At 74.4% G+C, this 21,936-nt stretch carries 18 protein-coding genes; 5 read left to right on the top strand and 13 right to left on the bottom strand.

Annotated features, from left to right (window positions below; all coding sequences use genetic code 11):
- Positions 1 to 76 precede the first annotated feature (76 nt).
- From VSR01_RS03050 to VSR01_RS03040, 3 genes are all read right to left on the bottom strand, one after another.
- Complete coding sequence (locus VSR01_RS03050; RefSeq protein WP_326447741.1) at positions 77 to 583, bottom strand: MarR family winged helix-turn-helix transcriptional regulator; 507 nt, start codon at positions 581 to 583, stop codon at positions 77 to 79.
- Between the two features lie 29 nt (positions 584 to 612).
- The gene (locus VSR01_RS03045) at positions 613 to 1,614 is read right to left on the bottom strand and encodes an alkene reductase (RefSeq protein WP_442785635.1); all 1,002 of its coding nucleotides are present in this window, start codon (positions 1,612 to 1,614) and stop codon (positions 613 to 615) included.
- A 244-nt stretch (positions 1,615 to 1,858) separates the two neighbouring features.
- Entirely contained in the window at positions 1,859 to 2,773 is a 915-nt protein-coding gene (locus tag VSR01_RS03040; protein ID WP_326447739.1) for an NADP-dependent oxidoreductase, read from the bottom strand.
- A gap of 172 nt (positions 2,774 to 2,945) precedes the next feature.
- Between VSR01_RS03040 and VSR01_RS03035 the strand changes: the two genes are divergently transcribed.
- Positions 2,946 to 3,482 (top strand): GNAT family N-acetyltransferase, encoded by a 537-nt coding sequence (locus VSR01_RS03035; protein ID WP_326447738.1) that lies wholly within the window; start codon positions 2,946 to 2,948, stop codon positions 3,480 to 3,482.
- Positions 3,483 to 3,610: 128 nt separating this feature from the next.
- Here the strand turns inward: VSR01_RS03035 and VSR01_RS03030 are convergent, their stop codons facing one another.
- From VSR01_RS03030 to VSR01_RS03015, 4 genes are all read right to left on the bottom strand, one after another.
- Positions 3,611 to 4,168 carry a pyridoxamine 5'-phosphate oxidase family protein gene (locus VSR01_RS03030; protein WP_326447737.1) on the bottom strand — a complete coding sequence of 186 codons (558 nt, stop codon included), beginning with the start codon at positions 4,166 to 4,168 and terminating at the stop codon, positions 3,611 to 3,613.
- Between the two features lie 31 nt (positions 4,169 to 4,199).
- A complete protein-coding gene (locus VSR01_RS03025; protein WP_326447736.1) occupies positions 4,200 to 4,466 on the bottom strand; it encodes a hypothetical protein in 267 nt (88 codons plus the stop codon).
- Positions 4,467 to 4,681: 215 nt separating this feature from the next.
- Positions 4,682 to 6,670 (bottom strand): LamG-like jellyroll fold domain-containing protein, encoded by a 1,989-nt coding sequence (locus VSR01_RS03020; RefSeq protein WP_326447735.1) that lies wholly within the window; start codon positions 6,668 to 6,670, stop codon positions 4,682 to 4,684.
- Positions 6,671 to 6,877: 207 nt separating this feature from the next.
- Positions 6,878 to 7,771 carry a helix-turn-helix domain-containing protein gene (locus VSR01_RS03015; RefSeq protein ID WP_326447734.1) on the bottom strand — a complete coding sequence of 298 codons (894 nt, stop codon included), beginning with the start codon at positions 7,769 to 7,771 and terminating at the stop codon, positions 6,878 to 6,880.
- 587 nt (positions 7,772 to 8,358) lie between these two features.
- On the opposite strand from VSR01_RS03015, the gene VSR01_RS03010 reads away from it, so the two are divergent.
- Positions 8,359 to 9,246 (top strand): alpha/beta hydrolase, encoded by an 888-nt coding sequence (locus VSR01_RS03010; RefSeq protein ID WP_326453469.1) that lies wholly within the window; start codon positions 8,359 to 8,361, stop codon positions 9,244 to 9,246.
- Between the two features lie 130 nt (positions 9,247 to 9,376).
- Here the strand turns inward: VSR01_RS03010 and VSR01_RS03005 are convergent, their stop codons facing one another.
- Entirely contained in the window at positions 9,377 to 10,753 is a 1,377-nt protein-coding gene (locus VSR01_RS03005) for an SGNH/GDSL hydrolase family protein (protein ID WP_326447733.1), read from the bottom strand.
- A gap of 261 nt (positions 10,754 to 11,014) precedes the next feature.
- Between VSR01_RS03005 and VSR01_RS03000 the strand changes: the two genes are divergently transcribed.
- The 3 genes from VSR01_RS03000 to VSR01_RS02990 are packed head-to-tail and all read left to right on the top strand — an operon-like array spanning position 11,015 to position 13,918.
- Positions 11,015 to 11,452: a MarR family winged helix-turn-helix transcriptional regulator gene (locus VSR01_RS03000; protein ID WP_326447732.1), complete on the top strand. Its 438-nt coding sequence runs from the start codon at positions 11,015 to 11,017 to the stop codon at positions 11,450 to 11,452.
- 28 nt (positions 11,453 to 11,480) lie between these two features.
- Complete coding sequence (locus tag VSR01_RS02995) at positions 11,481 to 13,349, top strand: MFS transporter (RefSeq protein WP_442785391.1); 1,869 nt, start codon at positions 11,481 to 11,483, stop codon at positions 13,347 to 13,349.
- Entirely contained in the window at positions 13,346 to 13,918 is a 573-nt protein-coding gene (locus VSR01_RS02990; RefSeq protein ID WP_326447731.1) for a YbhB/YbcL family Raf kinase inhibitor-like protein, read from the top strand. The genes VSR01_RS02995 and VSR01_RS02990 overlap by 4 nt, the downstream gene beginning before the upstream one ends.
- Here VSR01_RS02990 and VSR01_RS02985 read toward each other — a convergent pair.
- From VSR01_RS02985 to VSR01_RS02965, 5 genes are all read right to left on the bottom strand, one after another.
- On the bottom strand, positions 13,896 to 17,144 hold the full coding sequence (locus tag VSR01_RS02985) for an alpha-mannosidase (protein ID WP_326447730.1): 3,249 nt from the start codon (positions 17,142 to 17,144) through the stop codon (positions 13,896 to 13,898). The genes VSR01_RS02990 and VSR01_RS02985 overlap by 23 nt on opposite strands.
- Positions 17,145 to 17,264: 120 nt before the next feature.
- Entirely contained in the window at positions 17,265 to 18,488 is a 1,224-nt protein-coding gene (locus VSR01_RS02980; protein WP_326447729.1) for a glycoside hydrolase family 76 protein, read from the bottom strand.
- 198 nt (positions 18,489 to 18,686) lie between these two features.
- Entirely contained in the window at positions 18,687 to 19,508 is an 822-nt protein-coding gene (locus tag VSR01_RS02975; protein ID WP_326447728.1) for a carbohydrate ABC transporter permease, read from the bottom strand.
- The gene (locus VSR01_RS02970; protein ID WP_326447727.1) at positions 19,505 to 20,512 is read right to left on the bottom strand and encodes a carbohydrate ABC transporter permease; all 1,008 of its coding nucleotides are present in this window, start codon (positions 20,510 to 20,512) and stop codon (positions 19,505 to 19,507) included. Before VSR01_RS02970 ends, VSR01_RS02975 begins: the two co-directional genes overlap by 4 nt.
- Positions 20,509 to 21,822, bottom strand: coding sequence for an ABC transporter substrate-binding protein (locus tag VSR01_RS02965; protein WP_326447726.1), 1,314 nt, complete (start codon positions 21,820 to 21,822; stop codon positions 20,509 to 20,511). Before VSR01_RS02965 ends, VSR01_RS02970 begins: the two co-directional genes overlap by 4 nt.
- Positions 21,823 to 21,936: the final 114 nt, after the last annotated feature.

The raw sequence follows: 21,936 nt of genomic DNA, 5'->3' as shown, positions 1-21,936 counted from the left end.
CCGACCGGCTTCACCGGCGGCGCCGGGCCCGGTGCGGGGCGCCGCGCGCCGCCCCGCCGCAACCCCTGGCGGGAGGCTACGCGCCCGGCGGGTCCTGCTCGGCCGCCGCCCCGCCACGGCCGCGGTCCCTGACCGACCGCTCGATCACGTACGCGGTCGCGGTGAACGCCTCGACCTGCTCGTCCGTCAGGTCCCGTACGCTCACCTCCTCCAGGCTCCGCCACATCCGCGCGATGGGGTCCTCCATGGCGCGGCCCTTGTCGGTGAGGCGGACGACCATGACCCGCCGGTCGTGCGCGGCCGGCTCCCGGGTGAGCAGCCCGGCCTCCTGCATGCGGCGCAGCGACTTGGAGACCGTCGAGTGGTCCAGGCCCACCGACTCCAGCAGCTCGGACTGGGTCTGGCCGTCGCGGTCGAACAGCTGCATCAGCAGCAGCTCCTGCCCCGGGTGCAGGTCCATGCCGCGCAGCATGCCGGCCGCGTGGCCGCGATGGGCGCGGGCCAGCTGGAAGATGGCGTAGCTCAGGCGTCCCTCGTGCGCCGTGCTCGGGGGACCGGACGGGCCGGTCGCGGGGTCGGTCATCGCTGCTCCTTCGGGCGGTGCGGGCCGGGTCACGGGCGCCGGCGGACCGGGTAGTCGGTGTAGCCGCTCGCGCCGCCGGTGTAGAAGGTGGCCGGGTCGGGGGTGTTCAGCGGCGCTCCGGAGCGTATCCGGTCCACCAGGTCGGGGTTGGCCAACGCCATCGTGCCGACGGTGACGACATCGGCACGGCCCTCGGCGATGTCCCGGGCGCGGGCGGCCAGGTCGGCGCCGGGCCGGTTGAGGACCAGCGTGCCGGGCCACAGCGACCGCAGCGTGCCCAGGAGCTGCTCGTCGCCGGCGTGGATCAGGTGCAGGTAGGCCAGGTCCAGCGGGGCGAGCGCGCGCACCAGCGCGGGGTAGGTGTCGTGGACGTCGTCCTCGCGGATGTCGTTGTACGGGTTGCCGGGGGACAGCCGGATGCCGGTGCGCCCGGCGCCGATCTCGTCGGCGACCGCGGCGGCGACCTCCACGGCGAAGCGGATGCGGTGGGCCACGGAGCCGCCGTAGCGGTCGGTGCGGCGGTTGGCGTTGCCGGACAGGAACTGGTGGACCAGGTAGCCGTTGGCGCCGTGGATCTCCACGCCGTCCGCGCCCGCCTCGACGGCGTATGCGGCGGCCCGGCGGAAGTCCTCGACGGTCGCCGCGACCTCGTCGGTGGACAGCGCGCGCGGCTCGGGCATCTCCTGCGGCCCGGAGGCGGTGAACATCACGCCGGCCGGGCGGACCGCCGAGGGCGCCACCGGCTGCCGGCCGTGCGGGGTGTTGCCGGGGTGCGCGATCCGCCCGGTGTGCATCAGCTGGATGACGATCCGGCCGCCTGCGGCGTGCACCGCGTCGGTGACCTTGCGCCAGCCGGCCACCTGCTCGGGCGTGTGGATGCCCGGCGTGAGCAGGTAGCCCTGCCCGTCGGCGGACGGCTGGGTGCCCTCGGTGACGATGAGCGCGGTCGAGGCGCGCTGGGCGTAATACTCGGCGTTCAGCGCGGTCGGCACGCCCTCGGGAGTGGACCGGTCGCGGGTCATCGGCGCCATGGCCAGCCGGTGCGGCAGCCGGAGGTCGCCGGCGCGGGCGGGCTGCCACAGGGCGTCGAGCTCGCCGGGGGCGGCGGTGCCGGGTGTGCCGGGGGCGCCGGCGCCCGCAGCGGCGCCGGTGTCGGTGTCAGTGGTGTGCGTGGCGTCAGTGGTGTCCGTGGTGGACATGATGTCTCCTCGGGTGGAAGGGGTTGCGGGAGGTCCGCCGGGGGCCCCGGACGGTTCCGGGGCCCTGTCCGGCGGGTCAGTCGACGGTCAGGACGAGCTTTCCGCGGCCGTGCCCCGCGTCGCTGACCTGCTGCGCCTTCGCCGCCTCGGCGAGCGGGTAGGTCGCGCCGACCGTGAGCGTCAGCGTGCCCGCGGCGGCCTGCTCGGCGAGTTCGGCCAGCCGCGCGGCCGAGCGGCGCTGCGGGCCCTCGGCGAAGACGACGCCGAGGTCGCGGGCGCGGAAGTCGGCGGTGGTGACGACCCGGTCGGTGCCGCCGCGCAGGGTGATGGAGTCCTCCAGCGCGCCCTTGCCCGCGGCGTCGAACACGGCGTCCACGCCGTCGGGGGCGACCGCGCGGACCCGCTCCACCAGGCCCTCGCCGTAGACCAGCGCGGTGGCGCCGAGGGAGGTGACGTACTCCTGGTTGGCCGGGCCGGCGGTGCCGATGACGCGGGCGCCGCGGGCCACCGCGAGCTGGACCGCCACGGTGCCCAGCGCGCCGGACGCGCCGTGGATCAGCAGCGTCTCGCCGGCCTTCACGCCGAGCAGGTCGAGCACCCGCTCGGCGCCGTCGCTCGCCACCGGCAGCGCGGCGGCGTGCGTCCAGTCCAGGCCGGCCGGCTTGGCGGCCAGGACCGAGGCGTCGGCGAGCGCGTACTGGGCGTAGGCGCCGGTGTCGGACCAGCCGAGCACCTCGTCGCCCACCGACAGCCGCTCGACGCCCTCGCCGAGCGCGTCCACCACGCCGGCGATCTCGCCGCCGGGGACGGCCGGCAGCGTGGTGGGGAAGATCGCCTCCATGATCCCGGAGCGGATCTTGCCGTCCACCGGGTTGACGCCGACCGCGCGGACCCGCACCCGCACCTGGCCGGGGCCGGGCTCGGGCAGGTCGGTCTCCGCCTCGTGCAGGACCTCGGTGCCGCCGAACGTGTCGAAAACAATGGCCTTCATGGCTGGTCTCTCCTTCGGGGCCCGATCCCGCGGCCCGTTATGTGGCTGGACACATAAAACGTAGCACCGATTAGGTGGCTAGCCAAGTATTTGTTTCGGGGATCGCGGAGGCGCAGGTCACAGCGGTGATATCGGCTTGCGGCCGGTCGTCGCGGCCGGGTAGGAAGCAGGCATGCTACGAGGCGGCAAGATCGGGCTCAGGGCCCGCCACGAGGACGATGTGCCGGTCCTGCGGACCGAGCTGTACGACGACGTGGAGAACTCCGCGCGAGCCGAGAGCGCGCCGTGGCGGCCGGTCGGGCCGGGCGCGGACGACCCGCGGCTCGCGCTGGACGACAAGGACCCCTCGCGCGTGCTGTTCTCCGTGGTCGAGCTGGCGGGCGGCACGCTCGTCGGCACCGCCGCGCTGTGGGGCATCGACACCCACCACCGCGCCGCCCACGTCGGCCTCGGCCTGCTCCCCGCCGCGCGCGGCAAGGGCTACGGCACCGACGTGGTGGCGGCGCTGTGCCATTACGGATTCGTCGTGCGCGGCCTGCACCGCCTGCAGATCGAGACCCTCGCGGACAACGCGGCGATGCTGCGCGCCGCCGAGCGCAACGGCTTCGTCCGCGAGGGCGTGCTGCACGAGTCGGCCTGGGTGATGGGCGCGTTCCTCGACGAGGTGCTGCTCGGGCTGCTCGCCAAGGACTGGAAGCCGGCCTGGTAGGGCGCGGGGGAGCGGGATCAGGGCCGGGGCGGACCCGGACGCGGGGCCCGGAGCCGGAGACGGGGCCCGGTCGGCACGGCGGTCCCGACGCGGCGGCGCCCACCGGGTGGGGTGGGCGCCGCCGGGGGTCAGAAGGTCCAGCGGGTGTGGGTGAACGCGCCGGAGCCGCGGCCGAAGCCGTAGGAGGTGGTGGGAGCGACCGCGTAGACGGTGGACACGCCGGTGCGCATGGCGTCGTCGATGCCGTGGAACGCGCCCTCGGGGGAGGTGATGTGGGCGCCGTACTTGGCGGTGTACGCCGCGGCCACGTCCGCCAGCAGGGCCGGGTCGCGGACCTGCTCGGCCTCGCCCTCGATCACCAGGTCCAGGCTCTCGGCCAGGAAGTTGCCCCCGGTGGTCAGGGCGCAGTGGGCGTCGGCCGCCAGGTTGCGGGCCTTTTGCTCGCCGGGGCCGCTGGAGAAGTAGAGGACGCCGTCGAGCCAGGCGGCGAGCACCGGAGTGACGTGCAGCCGGCCGTCCGGGCGCACCGTGGAGACCCAGAAGACCTCGGCGGTCTCCAACTGCCGCCGCGCCTGCTCCCACGGGGTCGCGGTGGCGTCCGCGGCGCCGGGCAGCGGGATGACCGCGGAGCTGTAGCGGGCGTCGAGTTCGGTCCTCGGCTCGCGTGCGGGTTCCTTCGTCGGCATCGCCGTACTCCTTCCGTCCGCGCCCCGCCGGTCAGGGCAGCGGTGCGTCCATGGTGTTGCTGGTGCACGGGCAGGGGTAGGGCCACCGGCTGTCGACGGCGTCGGGGCAGCCGCTCGACGGCCCGGGCCGGCACAGGCCCTCCACGCAGCACGCGCAACTCGGGCACACCCGGACCGGGGACACCACCAGCGGCGGCTGCGACGCCCCTTGCGAGGAACTCCCGGTCAGGGGCGGCCGATCGGCCGCCCCGGCGTCCTTGCGCTGCTTGACGATGAGGCCGGTACTGCTGTCCAGCACGGAAAATTCCTCCTACGGCGGGGACGAAACATTGGTGAAACGGGACATAGTTGAGCATATGGCTTCATACTCACGCAAGGTGTGACGCCCAGTCAACAGGCCGCAGGAACAGTGACCCGTTCGACGCAGTCCGGTCACCGCGCTCCGCCCGAGACGCGGTCCGGCCCCGGCAAAGGCCGGGGCCGGACGGGTCGGGCGGGGGCGCGCCGCCGGTGCTACGCGGTCAGGAACTCCCGCTGCGACAGCGGCCGGCCGACGATCCGGATGTCGCCGATGTTGCCGTGGAAGACGATGTCCACCGCGCCCGCGTACTCGTGGCCGCCGACCAGCCAGGGCAGCCCGAGCGAGGTCAGGCCGAGCGAGAGCCGGTGCGGGTTGTCGGCGACCGGCGCGCCCTCGACGTACAGCTTGGTGAACCGGCCGTCGTTGACCACCGCCAGGTGCCACCACCTCAACTCGACCAGGCCGTGGCCCCAGTTGGTCGTCGGGTAGGTGTCGTTGAGCGGGTAGTGGTTGAACTGCGGCTCGCGGCCGTTGTTGGAGATTGCGAGCTGGACCAGCGGCTCGCCCTGGTCGGTGTTCTTGCCGTGCTTGCCCGCCGCCCCGGCCGACCCGCGGCGGCTGAGGATCGACGCCCAGCCGTTGTTCCCCGCGTCCCAGTCCAGCGGCATGGAGACGAACGTCTCGATGGTGTAGCCGGACCTGAACGTCTCGGCGTTCAGCGGCGCCTGCGCCCCCGTGGTCAGGTACGCGCCGTGCACGGGGTTGCGGCCGCCGACGAACTTCAGGCTCGCGTGCCCCGGCTGGTCGGGGTGGTGGTCGGCGGACCAGGTGAGCGCGTCGGCGGCGGTGCCCGGCACGGTCACCACCGTCAGGTCGTTGCCCCGGCCCGACAGGTCGCGGACGGTCTGGCCCGAGGTCAGCGCCGTGCCCGGCGCGCCCTGGCCGTCGAAGCGCCAGTACGCCAGCGTGCCCTTGACCAGCTCCTTGCTCGCCGGCCGCGACGGCCGCACCGGGATCGGCACGAAGCCGGAGAAGCGCTGGTCGAAGTCGATCGCGACGGAGAAGTTGTCGACCGGGCCGGTGATCCGGGCGTGCTCGGCGGCCAGCAGGGTTCGGCTCTCCGGGTCCTGCGCGAGGATCCACGGGTTGATCGTCTCGACGTCGATCGTGTTGCGGACCAGGTCGAAGTGGTAGAGCCGGATCATGCCGCCGCCGCCGAAGTAGCGGTTCTGGTAGTTGGTGATGTGCATGTGCACGTCGTTGCCGGCGGCGTTCTTCGCGGTGGTGCGCCCGGGCGGCCAGTAGTGGCCGTTGAGGGTCAGGAAGATCTGGTCGTTGTCGTTGATCAGCTTGTCCCAGACCGTCTGCCCGTAGCCGGAGAGCACCGCGTTGTTCTCCGGGTTGCCCGACTGGTACGGGAAAACGTTGTCATCGTACGGGGAGCCGACGATGTCGTGCGAGGTGAGGATCACCGGCATCCTGGGGTGGGCCTTGATGACCTCGTTGGCCCAGGCGAAGCCCTGGTCGGTGGTCCGCCAGTCCAGGGCCAGCACCAGCCAGGAGCGGCCGGCCGCCTCGAAGATGTGCGCGGTGTTGTAGCCCGTCTTGTCCGCGCCGGCGAAGGTCTTGGAGCGGCGGAACCGCTGCGGGCCCATCGTCCGCAGGTACGGCGTGTCGCCGCGGCTGTCGTCGCCGCTCACGTCGTGGTTGCCGGCCAGCACGCTGTACCCGGCGCCGTGCCGATCCAGCAGCGCGAACGCCTTGTCGACCTCCGCGAACGACGACGGGTCCGCGTCCTCGGTCAGATCGCCGAGGTGCACCATGAAGACGATGTTGTTGTCGGGCGTACCGCTGTTGTCGATGATGTAGCGGAACGACTCCTCCTGCGGCGTCCGCTCGATGCTGTCCTGGCTGCCCCAGTACAGGAACTGGGTGTCGGGCATGACGGCCAGGGTGAACTGGAGGGACGTGGCGTCGGGCTTCCAGGAGCCGGTCCCGCCGCTGCGGGCGGCGGCGGACGCGGCGGACGCGGTGGAGGCGGTGGAGGCGGCGGACTCGGCGGCCGCGGGCGTCGCGCCGAGGGCGGTCGCGCCGACCCCGACCGCCGCCGCGCCCGCACCGGCCAGCGCCGCGTTGCGCAGGAATCCGCGCCTGCTCTGCCCGGTGCGATCGTGTGACGGCGTGTCACCAGGAGTGCACATGAGGGTCCTTCCGGGGTGGTTGTCGCAAACGCAACGAAGCTAACCCTCCGCCCGCGCGGCCAGGCAGACGCCGGATGACGAACAGAGATCGAGTGTCTGACCAGGTCAGGAGCGCTCGCCGAACTGTGACCGGCGACGGATCGCCCGTACGCGGACAGCGACCGGCGGGTGCGGGAGAGCGCTGTCCCGCGGCGGGGCCCGGCGGGGTCAGCCGGCCTCCTGCGCGGAGCGCCGCGTGGGGCGCCCTGCCGGGTCCCGCGCGACCCAGGAGGCGAGGATGCGCAGGGCGTCGTGCGAGGGGGTGCCCGGCTCGGCGGTCAGGACCATCAGGCGCTGCCCCGAGCCGTCGGGGCTCGACCAGGTGTCGCAGTCGAGGGTGAGGTCCCCGACCAGGCGGTGGCGGTAGCGCTTGGTGCCGTAGGTCGCGCTGTTCACCCGGTGCTGGGCCCACCAGGCGCGGAAGTCGGGGTCCTGGACGGACAGTTCGCCGACCAGCCGGGCCAGGTCCGGGTCGTCGGGGTCCGCCGCGGCGGCCATGCGCAGCGCGGCGACGGCGTCCCGCGCGTCGTGGGCCCACTCCCGGTGCAGCTGTCGGACCTCCGGGTGCGTGAACATCAGCCGCAGGTAGTTGCGCGCCGGAGCGGCGAGCGCGCCGAAGTCCGTGAAGAGGGCCGCGGCAGCCGGGTTCCAGGCCAGGACGTCCAGCCGGCTGCCGAGGACGAGCGCCGGGGTCTCGGTGAGCTGGTCGAGCAGGCGCCGCATGGCCGGGCGCACGCGCTGGGCGGGCCGGCGGCGGCGCGGCCGGGCGTCGGATCGGCCGGCGAGTTCGTAGAGGTAGCGCTGCTGGTCCTCGTCCAGGCGCAGGGCGCAGGCCAGGGTGCCGAGCACCGGCGCGGAGGCGCGGACCCGGCCCTGCTCCAGCCGGGTGTAGTAGTCCACGCTGATCGCGGCCAGCAGGGCGACCTCCTCACGGCGCAGCCCCGCGACCCTGCGGGCCGCGCCGGAGTCCGGTTCGGGCAGGCCGCACTCCCGTGGTGTCAGCTGGGCCCGGCGGGCCTTGAGGAAGGCGCCGAGCGCGCGGGGGTCGGATTCCGGGGTCATGGCTCCCAGTGTCGCCGCTGCGCGCCGGCCGCCGCGTGCGCAAGGGGGGCAGGTTCTTTCCCGGGCAGGAACCCGGCTCTCCCGTGGCGGCGCGGCCCGGCGGACCGTGGAGGTGTGTCCGGCGGCGCCCGGGCCGCGGGCCCCGCCCGTGGCGCGGACGCGTCACAGCACGGCTCCGCGAACGCGTCACGGTGCCGCTCCGCGCACGCACGCCGTTCCACCGGGCGCCGCTCGACGAACACCGCGTCACGGACGCCCACCCCTCCACGAAGCTCCACCACCCGCACACCGCTCCACGAACGCGAGGAGAACCACGTATGTCCCGGCCCACCTCCGAAGCCACCTCCGAAGCCACCCCCGAAGCCACTGTCACGCCTCGGGTCCAGCTCCAGCCCCTGGTCCAGCCCCTGGTCCAGCCCACTGTCCAGCCCCCGGGCCGGCCCGCTGCCCGGCCGATCGCTGAGCCCGTGGTCCGGGCCGCCGCTGAGCCCGCTGCCCGAACCGCCCGCGGGGAGGGGCGGGCAGCGGCTCCCGGCGGCGCGGACGCGGGCGCCCCGCCCGTCGCCGTCCGCTTCGCGAGCGCCGGGATTCCGATCGCCGGCCACCTGTACCTCCCGGACCGTCCCGGAGCCGGTCCGCTGCCGGCCGTCGTGGTCGGGCACCCCGGCGCGGGCGTGAAGGAGCAGACCGCCGGCACGTACGCGCGGCGGATGGCCGCACGCGGCTTCGCCGCGCTCGCGTTCGACGCCGCCTACCAGGGCGAGTCCGGCGGGTCGCCGCGCGGCCTGGAGGACCCGGCCCAGCGGGTGGAGGACTTCAAGGCCGCCGTCTCGTACCTCGGGACCCTCGACGCGGTCGACGCCGGCCGGATCGGGCTGCTGGGCATCTGCGCCTCCGGCGGCTACGCGCTGTCCGCCGCCGGCGGTGACCTCCGGGTGCGGGCGGTGGCCGCGGTGTCCACCGCCGAGCCCGCGCGGCAGTTCCGGTTCGGGGCCGACGGCGCCCAGGACCCGGCGGTCTTCCGGGGCCTGCTGGAGGCCGCCGCGGCGGCCCGCGACGCGGTCGCGCGCGGCGAGGACCCGGGCGCCATGCCCGTGTTCCCCGACACCGTCGAGCAGGCCCGCGCGCTCGCCGGCCAGCACGGTGTCGACGGGTTCGAGTACTACCGCACCCCGCGCGGCCGGCACGAGCGCTCCGCGCGGACCTTCGCGTGGGAGAGCGTGGACCGGATGACCCTGCACGACGCGTTCCACGCCGTCCCGCTGATCGGTCCCCGCCCCCTTCTCCAGATCGTCGGCGAGCGCGCCGTCACCGCGTGGATGGCGGTCGAGGCCCACCGGCGCGCCACCGGTCCGAAGGAGCTCCACTGGATCGAGGGCGCCCGCCACGTCGACCTCTACGACCGGCCGCAGTACGTCGACGCCGCCGTCGACCGGCTGGCCGGATTCTTCGCCGAGCACCTCGCCGCGGTGTGAGCCGGGCGGATCGTCCCCGTGTGCGGCGCCCGCGTGAGGACCGTGCGGGGTGAGTGCCGCCTCGTCTTCGGCGCGGGTCCGGCCGCGCGCCGCTCGGGTGGTCGGCGGCGTCCTGGCCGCCGGGCCGGGTTCAGGCGTGCGGGGTCCGGCCGTGGGCGGCGAGTCGGGCGAGGGTGTCGAGGTCGATGGCGGTGGCCAACTGCCGGTAGGCGGCGGCGTTCGGGTGCAGGTGGTCGCCGCTGTCGTAGGCGGCGAGCAGGCGGTCGGGGTCGGCGGGGTCGCGGACCACGGCGTCGGCGTCGACCACCGAGTCGTAGACGCCGGAGGTGCGGATCCAGGTGTTGACCAGGGCGCGCTGGGCCAGCGGGCCGGAGCCGCAGACGGAGTAGCCGCCGCAGGGCGTGATGGTGAAGCCGACGGCTTTCAGGCCGGCCGCGTGGACGCGGTCGACGATGTCGCGCAGCCCGGCGATCACCTGGTCGGCGGGGACGTCGCCGGCCGTCAGGTCGTTGATCCCCTCGAAGACCAGCGCCAGGGACACGCCCGGCTGCCGGAGCACGTCGGCGTCGAGCCGGTGCTGCGCGCTGACCCCGTAGAGCGGCGGCTGGCGGTCGGCGGTCACCTCGTTGCCGCCGATGCCGGCGTTGGCCACCGCCGCGAGGTGTCCCGCGGGGGCGGCGGCGATCCGGGCGTAGAGGTCGTCGGTCCAGCGGGTGTTCGAGTCCAGGGCGGTGCCGGTGCCGTCGGTGATGGAGTCGCCGAGGGCCACGATCGTGCCGACGCCCGGTGCGGCCAGGACGTCCACGCCGTCCACGAAGAGCCAGGAGGTGGTGGTGCCGGCGAAGGCGAGGCCCGGCGCGCCGTCGGCGGCGTGGTCGCCGGTGGCGAGGTAGGAGGTGGTGTGCGCGGCGTTGTGGTAGGTGGCCGGGCCGGTGGCCGCCGAGCTGAACAGGCTGACCGCCAGCGCCTGTCCGCTGCCCACCGTGAGCGCCGTCGGGTCGCCGGTCACGTCCGCGCCGACCGGGACGGTCACCGAGGTCGCGCCGCCGAAGGTGACCGGCGTGACGCCGGTCGCGGACGACCCGTCGGCGAGGCCCACGGTCACCTTGTCGAAGGTGACCGGACGGGTGCCGTACCGGTTGCTCAGCCGCACCCGCACGGCGGAGCCGCCGACGCTCGTGCGGACGATGTCGCGGATCGTCTGGTCGGTCAGCCCGTTGTGCGACAGGCCGGAGGAGTTCGCCGCGGTGGGACTGGCCGTCCAGGTCGCGGTCCAGTGCGCGGCGGCGGTGGAGCGCCCGGGGGAGTCGGACCGGGCGGCGCCGGATCGGAGGATGCCGGACGTCGCGGCGCCGGGGGAGCCGTCCGCCCCCTGGGCCGTGCCGGCGACCGGCAGTACGAGGGCGGTGGCGAGGCCGAGAGCGAGGACGAGCCGTCCGGGCGTCCGCCGTCCGGGGGCTGCGCCCGGGCGGGAGCGGCGCCGGGCCATGGGGGGCCGAGGGGTCATCGGGGGTCCTGACGGTGGTGAGCGGATACGACGGAGCGACATCGGTTCACACTTATGGATGCACATCAGGTATGTGACAGCTGTACGGCAGTCGGACCTTAGGTCGCGGGTGACGTCCCGTCAAGGAGCCGCTCCACCCGCGCGGTCCGCTCCACCCGCGCGGGCCCCCTCGCCGTGTGGTTCGCCCCGGCCGCCGAGGAGGTGGGCGCGGCGGACCTGGACGGGATGTACTAAGGCAACTTGATAAGCTAACCTTAGTATATGAACGGTGACCCGGACCCCGAGGACGTCGCGGCCGCGCTGCTGGCCGCTCTCGGCGGGCTGGTGCGACGGGTGCGGCAGGTGCCGACCGGCGGGCTGACCATGCCCGAGCGGGGGGCGCTGTCGAGGCTGGGCCGCTCCGGGCCCACCACGTCCTCGGCGCTGGCCCGGGAGGCGCAGATCTCCCCGCAGGCGATGGGGGCCACGCTCGGCGCGCTGCGGGAGCGCGGTCTGGTCGAGCGCCGCCCGGACCCGCACGACGGCAGGCGCGCGGTGCTGTCGCTGACCGACGAGGGCCGGCAGGCGCTGCGCGACAAGCGCAACGCGCGCGTCGACCTGGTCGCGGCGGCCCTGCGCGGCGGCCGGTTCACCCAGGACGAGCTGGCACGGCTCGCCGCCGCGGCGGCGCTGCTGGAACGGCTGGCCCGGACCGTCTGACGCCGACGCGACCCCGAGGAAGCACCCGATGACCGACCCCTCCCCGCAGCCGCGCGCCCCGCGCGACGCGCCCGGCGACCGACCCCCCGACCGGGCTCCCGGCCCCGGCGACCGGCAGCCCGCCCCGGAGCCCCGCTCCGGCGACCGGCCCCCGGGCGAGGGCCCCGCCCCCGGCGACCGCTACAAGTGGACCGCGCTCACCAACACCACCGCCGCCGTCTTCATGTCCGCCCTCGACGGCTCGATCGTGCTGATCGCCCTGCCGGCGATCTTCCGCGGCGTGCACCTGGACCCGCTCGCGCCGGGCAACATCGCGTACCTGCTGTGGATGATCATGGGGTACCGGCTGGTCCAGGCCGTCCTGGTGGTCACGGTGGGCCGGCTCGGCGACATGTACGGGCGGGTCAGGATCTACAACTACGGCTTCGCGGTCTTCACCTTCGCCTCCGTGCTGCTGTCGTTCGACCCCTTCGACGGCGGCCGCGGCGCGACCTGGCTGATCGGCTGGCGCGTGGTGCAGGCGGTCGGCGGGTCGATGCTGACGGCGAACTCCGCCGCCATCCTCACCGACGCCTTCCCCAAGGAGCAGCGCGGCTTCGCGCTCGGCGTCAACCAGGTCGCGGGGCTCGGCGGGATGTTCATCGGACTGGTCGCCGGCGGCCTGCTGTCCGCCTGGGACTGGCGGTCGGTGTTCTGGGTCAATGTGCCGGTCGGCGTCTTCTTCACGGTGTGGGCCTACCGCACCCTGCGCGAGACCGGACGGCGCGGCGGCGGCCGGATCGACTGGTGGGGCAACGTCACCTTCGCCGTGGGCCTGAGCGCGGTGCTGATCGCGGTCACCTTCGGCCTCCAGCCCTACGGCGGCCACACCATGGGCTGGACCAACCCGCTGGTGGACGCGCTGACCGCCGGCGGCCTGGTGCTGCTCGCGGTGTTCGTCGCCGTCGAGAAGCGCGCCGCCGCGCCGATGATCCAGCTCAGCCTGTTCCGGAACCGCGCCTTCACCTTCGGCAACCTCGCGGGCCTGGCCATCTCGATCGGCCGCGGCGGCATGCAGTTCGTGCTGATCATCTGGCTGCAGGGCATCTGGCTGCCGCTGCACGGCTACGACTACGCCGACACGCCGCTGTGGGCGGGCATCTTCATGCTGCCGCTGACCGCGGGCTTCCTCGCCGCGGGCCCGGTCTCCGGCTACCTGTCCGACCGGCTCGGCTCCCGGGGCCTTGCCACCGGCGGCGCGCTGCTGTTCGGCGCGAGCTTCCTGGGCCTGATGCTGCTGCCGATCGACTTCAGCTACTGGGCCTTCGCGCTGCTGATCGCGCTCAACGGGGTCGCCAGCGGCATGTTCGCGTCGCCCAACTCCTCCGCCATCATGGGCAGCGTGCCCGCGCACCTGCGCGGCGTCGCCTCCGGCATGCGCGCCACCTTCCAGAACTCCGGCACCGCCGTGTCCATCGGCGTGTTCTTCTCGCTCATGATCAGCGGGCTGGCCGGCAGCCTGCCGCACACCCTCACCGCGGGGCTGCGGCAGCAGGGCGTGCCCGCCCACGTCGCCGCGCACGTCGGCGGCCTGCCCCCGGTCTCCTCGCTGTTCGCCGCGCAGCTCGGCGTCAACCCGGTCCGGCATCTGCTCCAGCCGAGCGGCGCCCTGGCCCGTCTGACCCCGGCGCAGCAACAGGCCTTGACCGGACGCGAGTTCTTCCCCCACCTGATCTCCGGGCCGTTCCACTCCGGGCTCGTCGTGGTGTTCGCCTTCGGCGCCACCCTCGCCCTGCTCGCCGCGATCGCGTCCCTGCTGCGCGGCGCCCGGACCACCACCGCGGAAGGAGCCCCCGTGGAAGAAGCGGAAGAACCGGCCACGGCCGGACCGGCGCGCGGCACGGGAGCCGCCCGATGACCCTGATCGGACGGCTCCTGACGAACCGCAGGGCGGGCGAGGCCCGCATGGCCTGGAACCTCCCCGGCCTGAGCGGGCCGCAGACGCTGACGCTCGACAGCCGGGACTTCGCCGACGGCGCGGCCCTGCCCCGGCAGCACGCGGCCAGGGCCGCCGGCGGCTCCGACACCTCCCCGCACCTGGCCTGGACCGCGCCGCCGCCGGGCGCCGCCGAACTCCTCCTCGTCGTCGAGGACATCGACGTCCCGCTGCCCCGGCCGGTCGCGCACTGCGTCGCCCTCCTCGACCCGGCGCTGCGGCACCTCGACCCCGGCGCCCTCGACGCACACCGCCCAGGTGCCGGGGTCCGGCTGCTGCGCTCCACGATCGGACGCGGCTACCACGGCCCCGCGCCGATCAAGGGCCACGGTCCGCACGCCTACGTCTTCCAGCTGTTCGCGCTCGCCGCCCCGGTGGCGGGCGCGCCCGGCGCCGCCCCGCCGGACTGGCCCCGCCCGCGCGCCCTCCTGGCCGCCGTCACCGGCCCGGTCCTGGCCCGCGGCCGGCTCACCGGCACGTACGAACGCTGACACCGGGCCCGCGCCGGCCGCCTCGGCCAGGCGCGGGGCGCAGGGCGACGGCCGCCGTCCCCAGCGGCGGGACCTCGACCGGCACCGCGCCGTCCGGGTCCGCGACCAGTTCGACGGGGGCGAGGCCGAGGTAGGTGGTGGCGGCGGCCCCGGCGAGCGGGAACGGCGTGGCCACACGGCAGACGACCGCCGCCTCGGTCAGCGACTGGAGGCGGACCACGACCGTGCCGTCGCCGGGCGCCGTCAGACCCACCAGCCGGACCCGCGGGTCGTCCAGGGTCAGGAACCCCAGCTCCGCCGGGGGCTCGGCGACCGCCCGCGCCCGGGCGCGCACCGGCACCGGCGGGTGGCTCGCCACGGCCGCGGTGCGCGCGCCCAGCCGCTCCCCGAACGCCGCGTCCGAGCCCTCGGCGCCGCCGGCGGCGGGCCCGGCCCCCTCCGCGCCGCCCCCGGACGGCTCGGCGCGGGCGAAGCCGACGCTGTAACGGAAGACGTGGTCGAAGCCCTGCTGCGCGGGGAAGTTGGTGTCCCAGATGTTGTTGTGCACCCAGGAGAAGACGGTCGCCGGCTCCTCGCGCGGCATCGACGGCGGATAGGGCACGTACGGGATCGCGATGCCGCCGACCTGGACCAGGGGCGCGTCCACCGTGGCCAGCGCGGCGTGCTGCGCCCCCTCGGCCAGGCTCACCCAGCGGCGGACCGCCCGCATGTGCCGTGCCGACCCGGGGACCGTCGCCAGGCCCGTGCCGGTGACGCCGCCGGTGGCCTCCATCCGGACCCGCGGGTCCTCCAGCGCGAACGGGAACGCGAAGAACGCGCTCTCCTTCGTCAGCGTCGCGTCCTTGTCCAGACGGTTCTCCAGGTCGATCCGCGCCGCGCCGTGCGGCAGCCGCACGGTCACCCGCAGCCTGCGGGCCCCGGCCGGTGCGCACTCGTAGACCAGCGTCTGGCCGGTGGCGTCGGTGCGGCGGTCGACCAGCGCCGCGGGCGGCGCGGTGCGGCGCGAGGCGAGCAGGTGCATCGAGTCGTCGGCGACGGTCTTGCTGGACTGGTGGTTGAAGCCGCCGGCCGTCGCGTACTCGTCGTACAGATAGCCGTTGAAGCCGACCGCCGCGTCCTGCCTGACCAGTTCGCGCCCGGTGTGCTTGTCCAGGATCGAGCCGATGCACGCGTGCCGCAGGTCGACGGTGACGCGCAGGTGCTCGTTCTCCAGCACCGTCGGGTCGGCGGGCACGGTGTCGCGCACGGCGTCCCGCGCCGGCGCCGCGGGGTCGGCGGCGTCCGCGGGCACGACGTCCAGGCGCACCGCGCCGCAGGCCGGCAGGTCGGCGACGGCCACGTTCAGGAAGCGCCCGGCCGCCCGGTGGCGGTCGTTGCGCTGCTCCTCCGGCGCGGCGGGCAGGACCGCGCCGGTGCGCGCGTCGACCACCCGGACCGGGGCGTCCAGGGCCGCGGTGCTCTCCGGCAGGAACAGCCGCGCCGTCTCGGTGCGCGCCCAACTGCACGTGTTCACCACGTAGTACGAGGCCAGCGCGCCGGTTCGCGGCGCGAGCGCCTCGCCGAGCAGCGCGGACGCGGAGTCCAGCAGCGCCTGGCCGTCGTCGTGGGCGCGCAGCGCCTGGGCGTATTTCCAGTGCCACTGCGTCTCGCCGGAGCCGTGGCCGTGCTCGCCGTGCGTCCAGGGGTCGCCGGCGCCCCAGGTGTGCTCGTTGAACAGCGAGGCCGCACGGTAGACCGCGGGCGCGGCCTCGGCGACGCTCCCGGCGCCCGGCACCCCGAGCAGCCGGGCGTAGCCGGCCACCGTCTGCGCCCCGGCGAGCGCGGCCTGGCCGCGGCGCACCGCCGCCTGCGGCACCGCGCCGGCGCCCACCCCGTCGACCCACCAGTCGCTCCAGTCCCCGGTGTACGTCTCCAGCCGGTCGCCGACGCGCCGCTCGGCGTCCTCGAAGAAGTCCTGGTTGCGCGAGGCCCGCAGCCGGGGGAACGCCCACTGCTCGTTCCAGCGGCTCACCGTGTCGGAGATGATCCGCCGCGGCGGCCCGTTGTCCGCGAACTTCCCCAGCACCCGCAGGTGCAGCACGTCCCACGGGTACGGGTCGGCGCCCGAGGCCCGGTCCAGGATCGGGAAGCCGGGGATGCCGCGGCCCTCGTGCGGATACGGGAACGACGCGAGGGCGCTCAGGTACGCCGGCAGCAGGTCGTCGACGTGTTCGTAGGAGGCGTCGAAGCCGAGCACCGACCCCTCCATGTAGGCCAGGCCGTGCGGGGTGTCGGTGCGCCACACCAGGACGCTCTCGCCGCCGGGCGCCCGCCAGCGGAACAGCCGCGGCAGGTGCTCGCCGCCGACGTGGTGCGGCACGGCGCGCCCGGCCCAGTTGTGCGCCACCGACAGATAACGGATGCCGTTGCCGGCCAGCACCCCGGGCAGGCCGACGACCTGGCCGGGCACGTCGGTCTGCATGGCGGTGCGGATGTCGATGCCGTGCCGGTCGCGCAACCGCGTGACCGGGCGCAGCAGTTCGTGCAGCTCGTCGGTGGAGCAGGTCTCGGTGTGCAGGTTGAACGGCATCGCGGTGAGCTCGATCCGGCCCTCGCGCACCCGGTCGAGGAACGCCTCGACCCGGCGGCGCGGCCGGTGGTCCCGCCAGTCCTCGAAGGAGTGGAAGCCCTCGACGGCCCAGCGGAACCGGGCCTCCTCCGGCCGGCCGTCGGTGTCGTCGCACAGTTCGAGCAGCGAGTCCAGGTACGCGCGGTGCTCGGCCATCACCCGGCCCTGCGGGTCGGTGTAGCCGATGTCCAGGTGGGAGTGCTGCACCAGGTGCAGCGTCCAGTGCCGCTGCGGGCGCGCCTCGAATGCGAACCGCGCGTCCTCGCCCAGTTCCGGCAGCGCGATCAGCAGCGGCGTCGGCGCGTCGACCTCCGGCACCAGCACCCGCAGGTCGTCACCCGGGCCGGCGGCGACCTCGCACGGCACCGGCACGCCGCCCGCCGTGGTCACCGAGGCCCGGGTCAGCCGCGGCCGGGTGCGGACGGCGCCGTCGCGGCGCAGGCGCACCCGGACGGACTGCAGCAGCCCGCCGCGGCCGTCGTGGCGCAGCAGCGGCTCGCCCGACAGCAGCACCTGCGCGTCGCCGAAGCCCGCGGCGACGGCCACGCGGTCGCGCAGGATGTCGCGCGCGATGTCGGAGTCCCACCAGGAGGACCGGGTGAGCGGTGGCTTGGGCATGGTGCGTGGACGTCCTTCGTGTCGGGGGTGGTCGGGCTTCGTGTCGGGGGGCGGCGCATGCCGCCGGGTCGGAGCGGGCGCGGCGCCGGCGTGCGGCGCCTCGGCCAGGAGGAGGCGCGGTCAGGAGGAGGCGCGGTGGCCGCCGTGCGGGGCGGCGGTGGCGCCGGCGAGAGTGGCGAAGATCTGCACCATCGCCGACTGCTCCAGGGTCTCGGCCGGGGCGGCCGGGTCGTAGTCGCCGCCGCCGGAGGGCTGGAAGCGGAACAGGCCGGTGGTCGCGTCCCGGTTGCCGGCGTACTCGCTGTCGGCGTAGGCGCTCATGGCGCTCAGGTACGCGGGGTTCGGGCGGACCGCGTCCAGGGCGAGCAGGTCCTTGAAGTAGAAGGAGTTGAAGATCGCCGGCTGGTCGTGCAGACGGCTGCCCTGCGTCCAGTACGCCAGCGAGCCGTCGGCGTCCTCCACCGCCTTGGCCAGGTACCCGGCGTCGCCGGTGCCGCGGTACAGCGCCAGCGCCGCGCCGATCATCGAGCCGGAGTTGTAGCTCCACAGCGTCGGGTCGGTGCCGCCGTCGTCGGCGCGGTCGTTGCCGTACAGGCCCGGCGCCTGCCGCATGCACGAGTACACCCACCCGTACCACTGCTCCGCCGCGTCCAGGTACGCCTCGCGGTGGGTGTGCTCGTAGAGGCGGGCGGCCAACTGCGCGGACAGGGCGGTCACGTTGGTGGCGCGGATGGAGTTGGCCGGCGAGTCGAACCAGTCCATGCCGCCGGGGCACGCCTTGGCGGCGTCGGCGTCCCAGGCGCGGCTGACGACCGGGATCGTCTGCTCGGCGCGGGTGAGGTACGCACGGTCGCCGGTGGCCTCGTACTGGTCGAGCTGGCTGAGGGCGACCACCGCGTTGTCGTCGTAGTAGACGTCGCCGCCCGATCCCAGCGGAGCCGGCAGGTACGAGGCGTAGCCGGGCCGGTCGCCGGAGGTCGCGTACAGCTGGACGGTGGCGAAGCGCTCGGCCGCGTCGCGGCGGTAGGCGGGGCCCGATCGCGGCAGCCGCTCCATGTCGACGGCCGCGGCGGCGGCCTCGCGCATCGGCCACAGGTAGGAGTGGTCCTGGTCGCCGGCCTGGCGGGGGGTGCGCTCCAGGTACAGACCGTGCTCGTCCGGGCCCTGGTAGAGGTTCGCCTGGAGGGCGCGGTAGGCGTCGGAGGCGCGGGCGGTCCACTGGGCCGAGGTGACGGCGGCGCCGCCGTCCGGCGGGGCCGGCCGGGCGTGGGCGGGGACGGCGCTCCAGAGCAGCCCCGCGCAGACGGCGGTGACGAGGGCGGGGCGGAGCAGGGATCGCGGCATGGTGTTCCCTTCACGGCGGAAGCGGCGGAAGCGGCGGGGCGGTGGAAGCGGCGGGGCGGTCGAAGCGGCGCGAGCGCGCGGCGGACAGCGGCGCCCCGGTCGAAGGGTCGGCAGCCAGGAGCAGGCGGCCGGCGGTCGGTGGTGAGTGATCGGCGGTGAGCGGTGAGCGGTCAGCGGTGAGCGATCGGCGGTCAGCGGTCAGCGGTGGATTCTGAGGCTGCTGACGAAGAAGCGCTGGGCGGAGAAGAACAGCACGAGGGTCGGCAGCGAGACCAGCAGCGCGCCGGCCAGCACCACCGGCGGCCCGACGTTGGAGTAGTTGCCCTGCAGGTCGGCGAGCGCGGCCATGATCGGCCGGATGTTGCGGCTGGTGGTCAGCGTGATGCCGAACATCAGGTCGTTCCACACGGCCACGAACTGGAACACGAACACCGCGACCATGGCCGAGCGGGTCAGCGGCACGTGGATCTGCCAGAACACCCGCCACCACGACGCCCCGTCCATCCGCGCCGCCTCCACCACCTCGCGCGGCAGCGTCAGCGAGTAGTTGCGCATCACGAAGAAGGCGAACGGGACCGCGATGGCCGTGTAGATCAGCACCAGCCCGATCTGGGTGTCGTACAGCGACGAGCGGGCGTAGGACAGGAACAGCGGCCGGATGAAGACCTGGAGCGGCAGCAGCGTGCCGGAGTAGATCGCCCAGAACCACAGCACCCGCCGCTTGACCGGCATGACGACGGTGGCGAACGCCGCGAAGGTCGCGATGACCACCGCGGCCAGCGCGCTGACGGTGGCGTACAGCAGGCTGTTGCCGAAGGCGGGCCCGAGGTTGGCCTTGTGCCAGGCCTGCGACATGTTGCCGAACAGCCCGAAGTGGCTGGGCAGCCAGTGCGGGCCGCCGGTGTACTGGTCGGCCGGCACCAGCGCGTTGACCACCAGGAGCCAGGTCGGGACCAGCCACAGCACGGCGAGCACCACCACGGTGCCGCCCCGCAGAACTCTGCCGAAAGACATGGTCATTCGCCCTTCACGTCCAGTTGGCGGCGCAGGTAGAGCCAGGAGGCGGCCAGCACGATCACGGTGAGGACGACCGCGATCGCCGCCCCCGCGCCGGGCCGCAGCTCCAGGAAGGTCTCGTTGTACATGGAGACCGCGAGGGTCTCGGTGGCCCGCCCGGGGCCGCCCTGGGTGAGCACCCAGATCAGGTCGAACGACTTGAGGCCGTTGACCAGGCTCATGCCGATCACGATGATCGACACCGGCCGCAGCTGCGGCAGCACGATGTGCCGGAACTGCTGCCAGCTGCCCGCGCCGTCCAGCGCGCCGGCCTCCAGCGTCTCCGGCGGGATCGACTGCAGCCCGACCAGGAAGAGGATGACCGCGACCCCGGTCGCCTGCCAGGCGTTGGCGAGGATCATCACCAGCGTGTTGCCCGGCCAGGTCAGCAGCCAGCCGTGGGCCAGCGAGCCCAGGTGCACGGCCTTGAGCACCTGGTTGACCGCGCCGTCGCTGGTGAGCATGAAGTTCCACACCACCGCGACCGCCGAGCCGGACAGCGCGTACGGCAGCACCACGCACAGCCGGGCGGCCCGCGACCAGCGGGTCGCGTTGGTCATGACGGCGATGGCCAGCCCCAGCACGAACGGCAGCACCACCGTGCCGGCGACCCACAGCAGCGTGTTCTGGACCGAGCGGGTCAGCGCCGGGTCGGAGGCGAACCTCGTGTAGTTGTCGAACCAGCTGAACGGCGAGGTCCGGGTGTCGCTGAAGAAGCTGCGGTAGACCGTCCAGACGAACGGCGCCAGCAGGAACGCGGCGACCAGCAGTACCGCCGGCGCCATGAACGTCCCCGCGGCCAGCCGCTCGCGCCTGCCGCGCCAGGTGTGCGCGACCGGCGTGGGCGGCGCGCCGCCGGGGGAGTGCGGCCGTCTGCCGGGATGGCGCCCGGCCCACCGGCCGGCTCTGCCCGCGCCGCCGGCAGCGCGCGGTGTCGTGTCGGTCGTCTCGGTCATCGGGGTGCTCATGCCTCGTCCCGCCTCCAGGCCGCCCATTCGTCCCGCGCCCGGTCCTGCATCCGGCGCAGCGTGGTGGCCGGCGAGGTCTGCCCGGCCATGAACCCGCCCAGGTCGTCGGTGTTGCCCTGGATGAGGCTCGGCGGGCTGGCCTCCCAGTAGCGGATCAGCGGGGTCCGGTGCTCGCTCGCGATGTCGCGCTGCAGCCGGGCCACCACCGGATTGCCCGAGGGCACCGTCGGGTTGGCGGAGCTGTCCTGCAGGAAGTCGCTCCACACCCGCTGCACCGACGGGTCCAGCCACGCCCGGGCGTTCGCCATGGCGGCGGTGTGCGAGGAGGCGCGGCTGGGCACCACGAACACCCCGGACTCGGCGATCACGCTCTTGGGCGTGGACGGCCGCACCGTCGGCAGGATGAAGGCGTCGTAGTCGACGCCCGCCTTCATCCCCGCGGCGGCGATGCCCTGCGCCTGCCAGGTGCCGTGCAGGAACATCCCGACCGTGCCGGACTTCAGCGCCCCGGGCCCGCGGGCCTGGTCGAAGTCGGGCGCGGTCATCCAGCCCTTGCGCATGAAGTCCTGCCAGATGTCCATCGCCTGGCGCGCCGGGGCGTCGGTGTACGAGGCCTGGCCGGCCACCAGCTTCCGGTAGAAGACCGGGTCGACCTTGGTGACCAGCTCCTGGAACCACTCGATGGCCGGCCATCCGCCGACCTGGCTGGCCAGGAACGGCGTGATCCGGTTGCGCTTGAGGACCTCGGCGCAGTGCAGCAGCTCGTCCCAGCTGCGCGGCGCGGTCAGGCCCAGCTTGGCGAACACCGGCTTGCTGTAGAAGAGCACGTAGTAGGACTCGTACAGCGGGACGCCGTAGACCTTCTGCCGGTACGACACCGCGTCCCGGGACGCCTCGCGCACCCAGCCCTTGGCCGCGTACTCCCGCCACACGCCGCTGAGGTCGGTCAGCCCGCCGGCCCGGGCCAGCCGCTTGAGCTGGTAGCCCGACGCCCACTTGACCAGGTCGGTGGCCTTCGAGGTCTGCAGGGTCATCTGGACCACCTGCTGGTACGAGGTCACCGACGGGTTCGACAGCGGCCGCAGCGCGTAGCCGGTGATCTTCTTCAGCTCGCGTCCCGCGGAGCGGTAGCCGTCGTCCCAGGTGGCGTTGTCGTTGGAGAGGCTGGTGGTGCCCGGCTGGGCGGACGTGCTGCTTCCGCGGGCGCAGCCCTCCACCGCGAGGACGGCCGCTCCCGCGGCCATCCCGGCGAAAAAGCGGCGCCGGCCGAGCGGCACGCCCGCCGGACGGTTCCTGCCCGTTGCTGACATGGATCACCTTCACCGAATCGGGCCAGGAGATGGCCGGATCTAGACACCAGGGCACACGTGTACCCAGTGAAGCGCCCGGAATCGCCGAGTGGGCGTTGCGTGGAGGTTAACGAC

It is taken from the genome of Actinacidiphila sp. DG2A-62 (genome assembly GCF_035825295.1).
In the GTDB taxonomy this organism is placed as follows: Bacteria; Actinomycetota; Actinomycetes; order Streptomycetales; family Streptomycetaceae; genus Actinacidiphila.
This window is presented reverse-complemented; position numbering and strand designations above follow the sequence as displayed.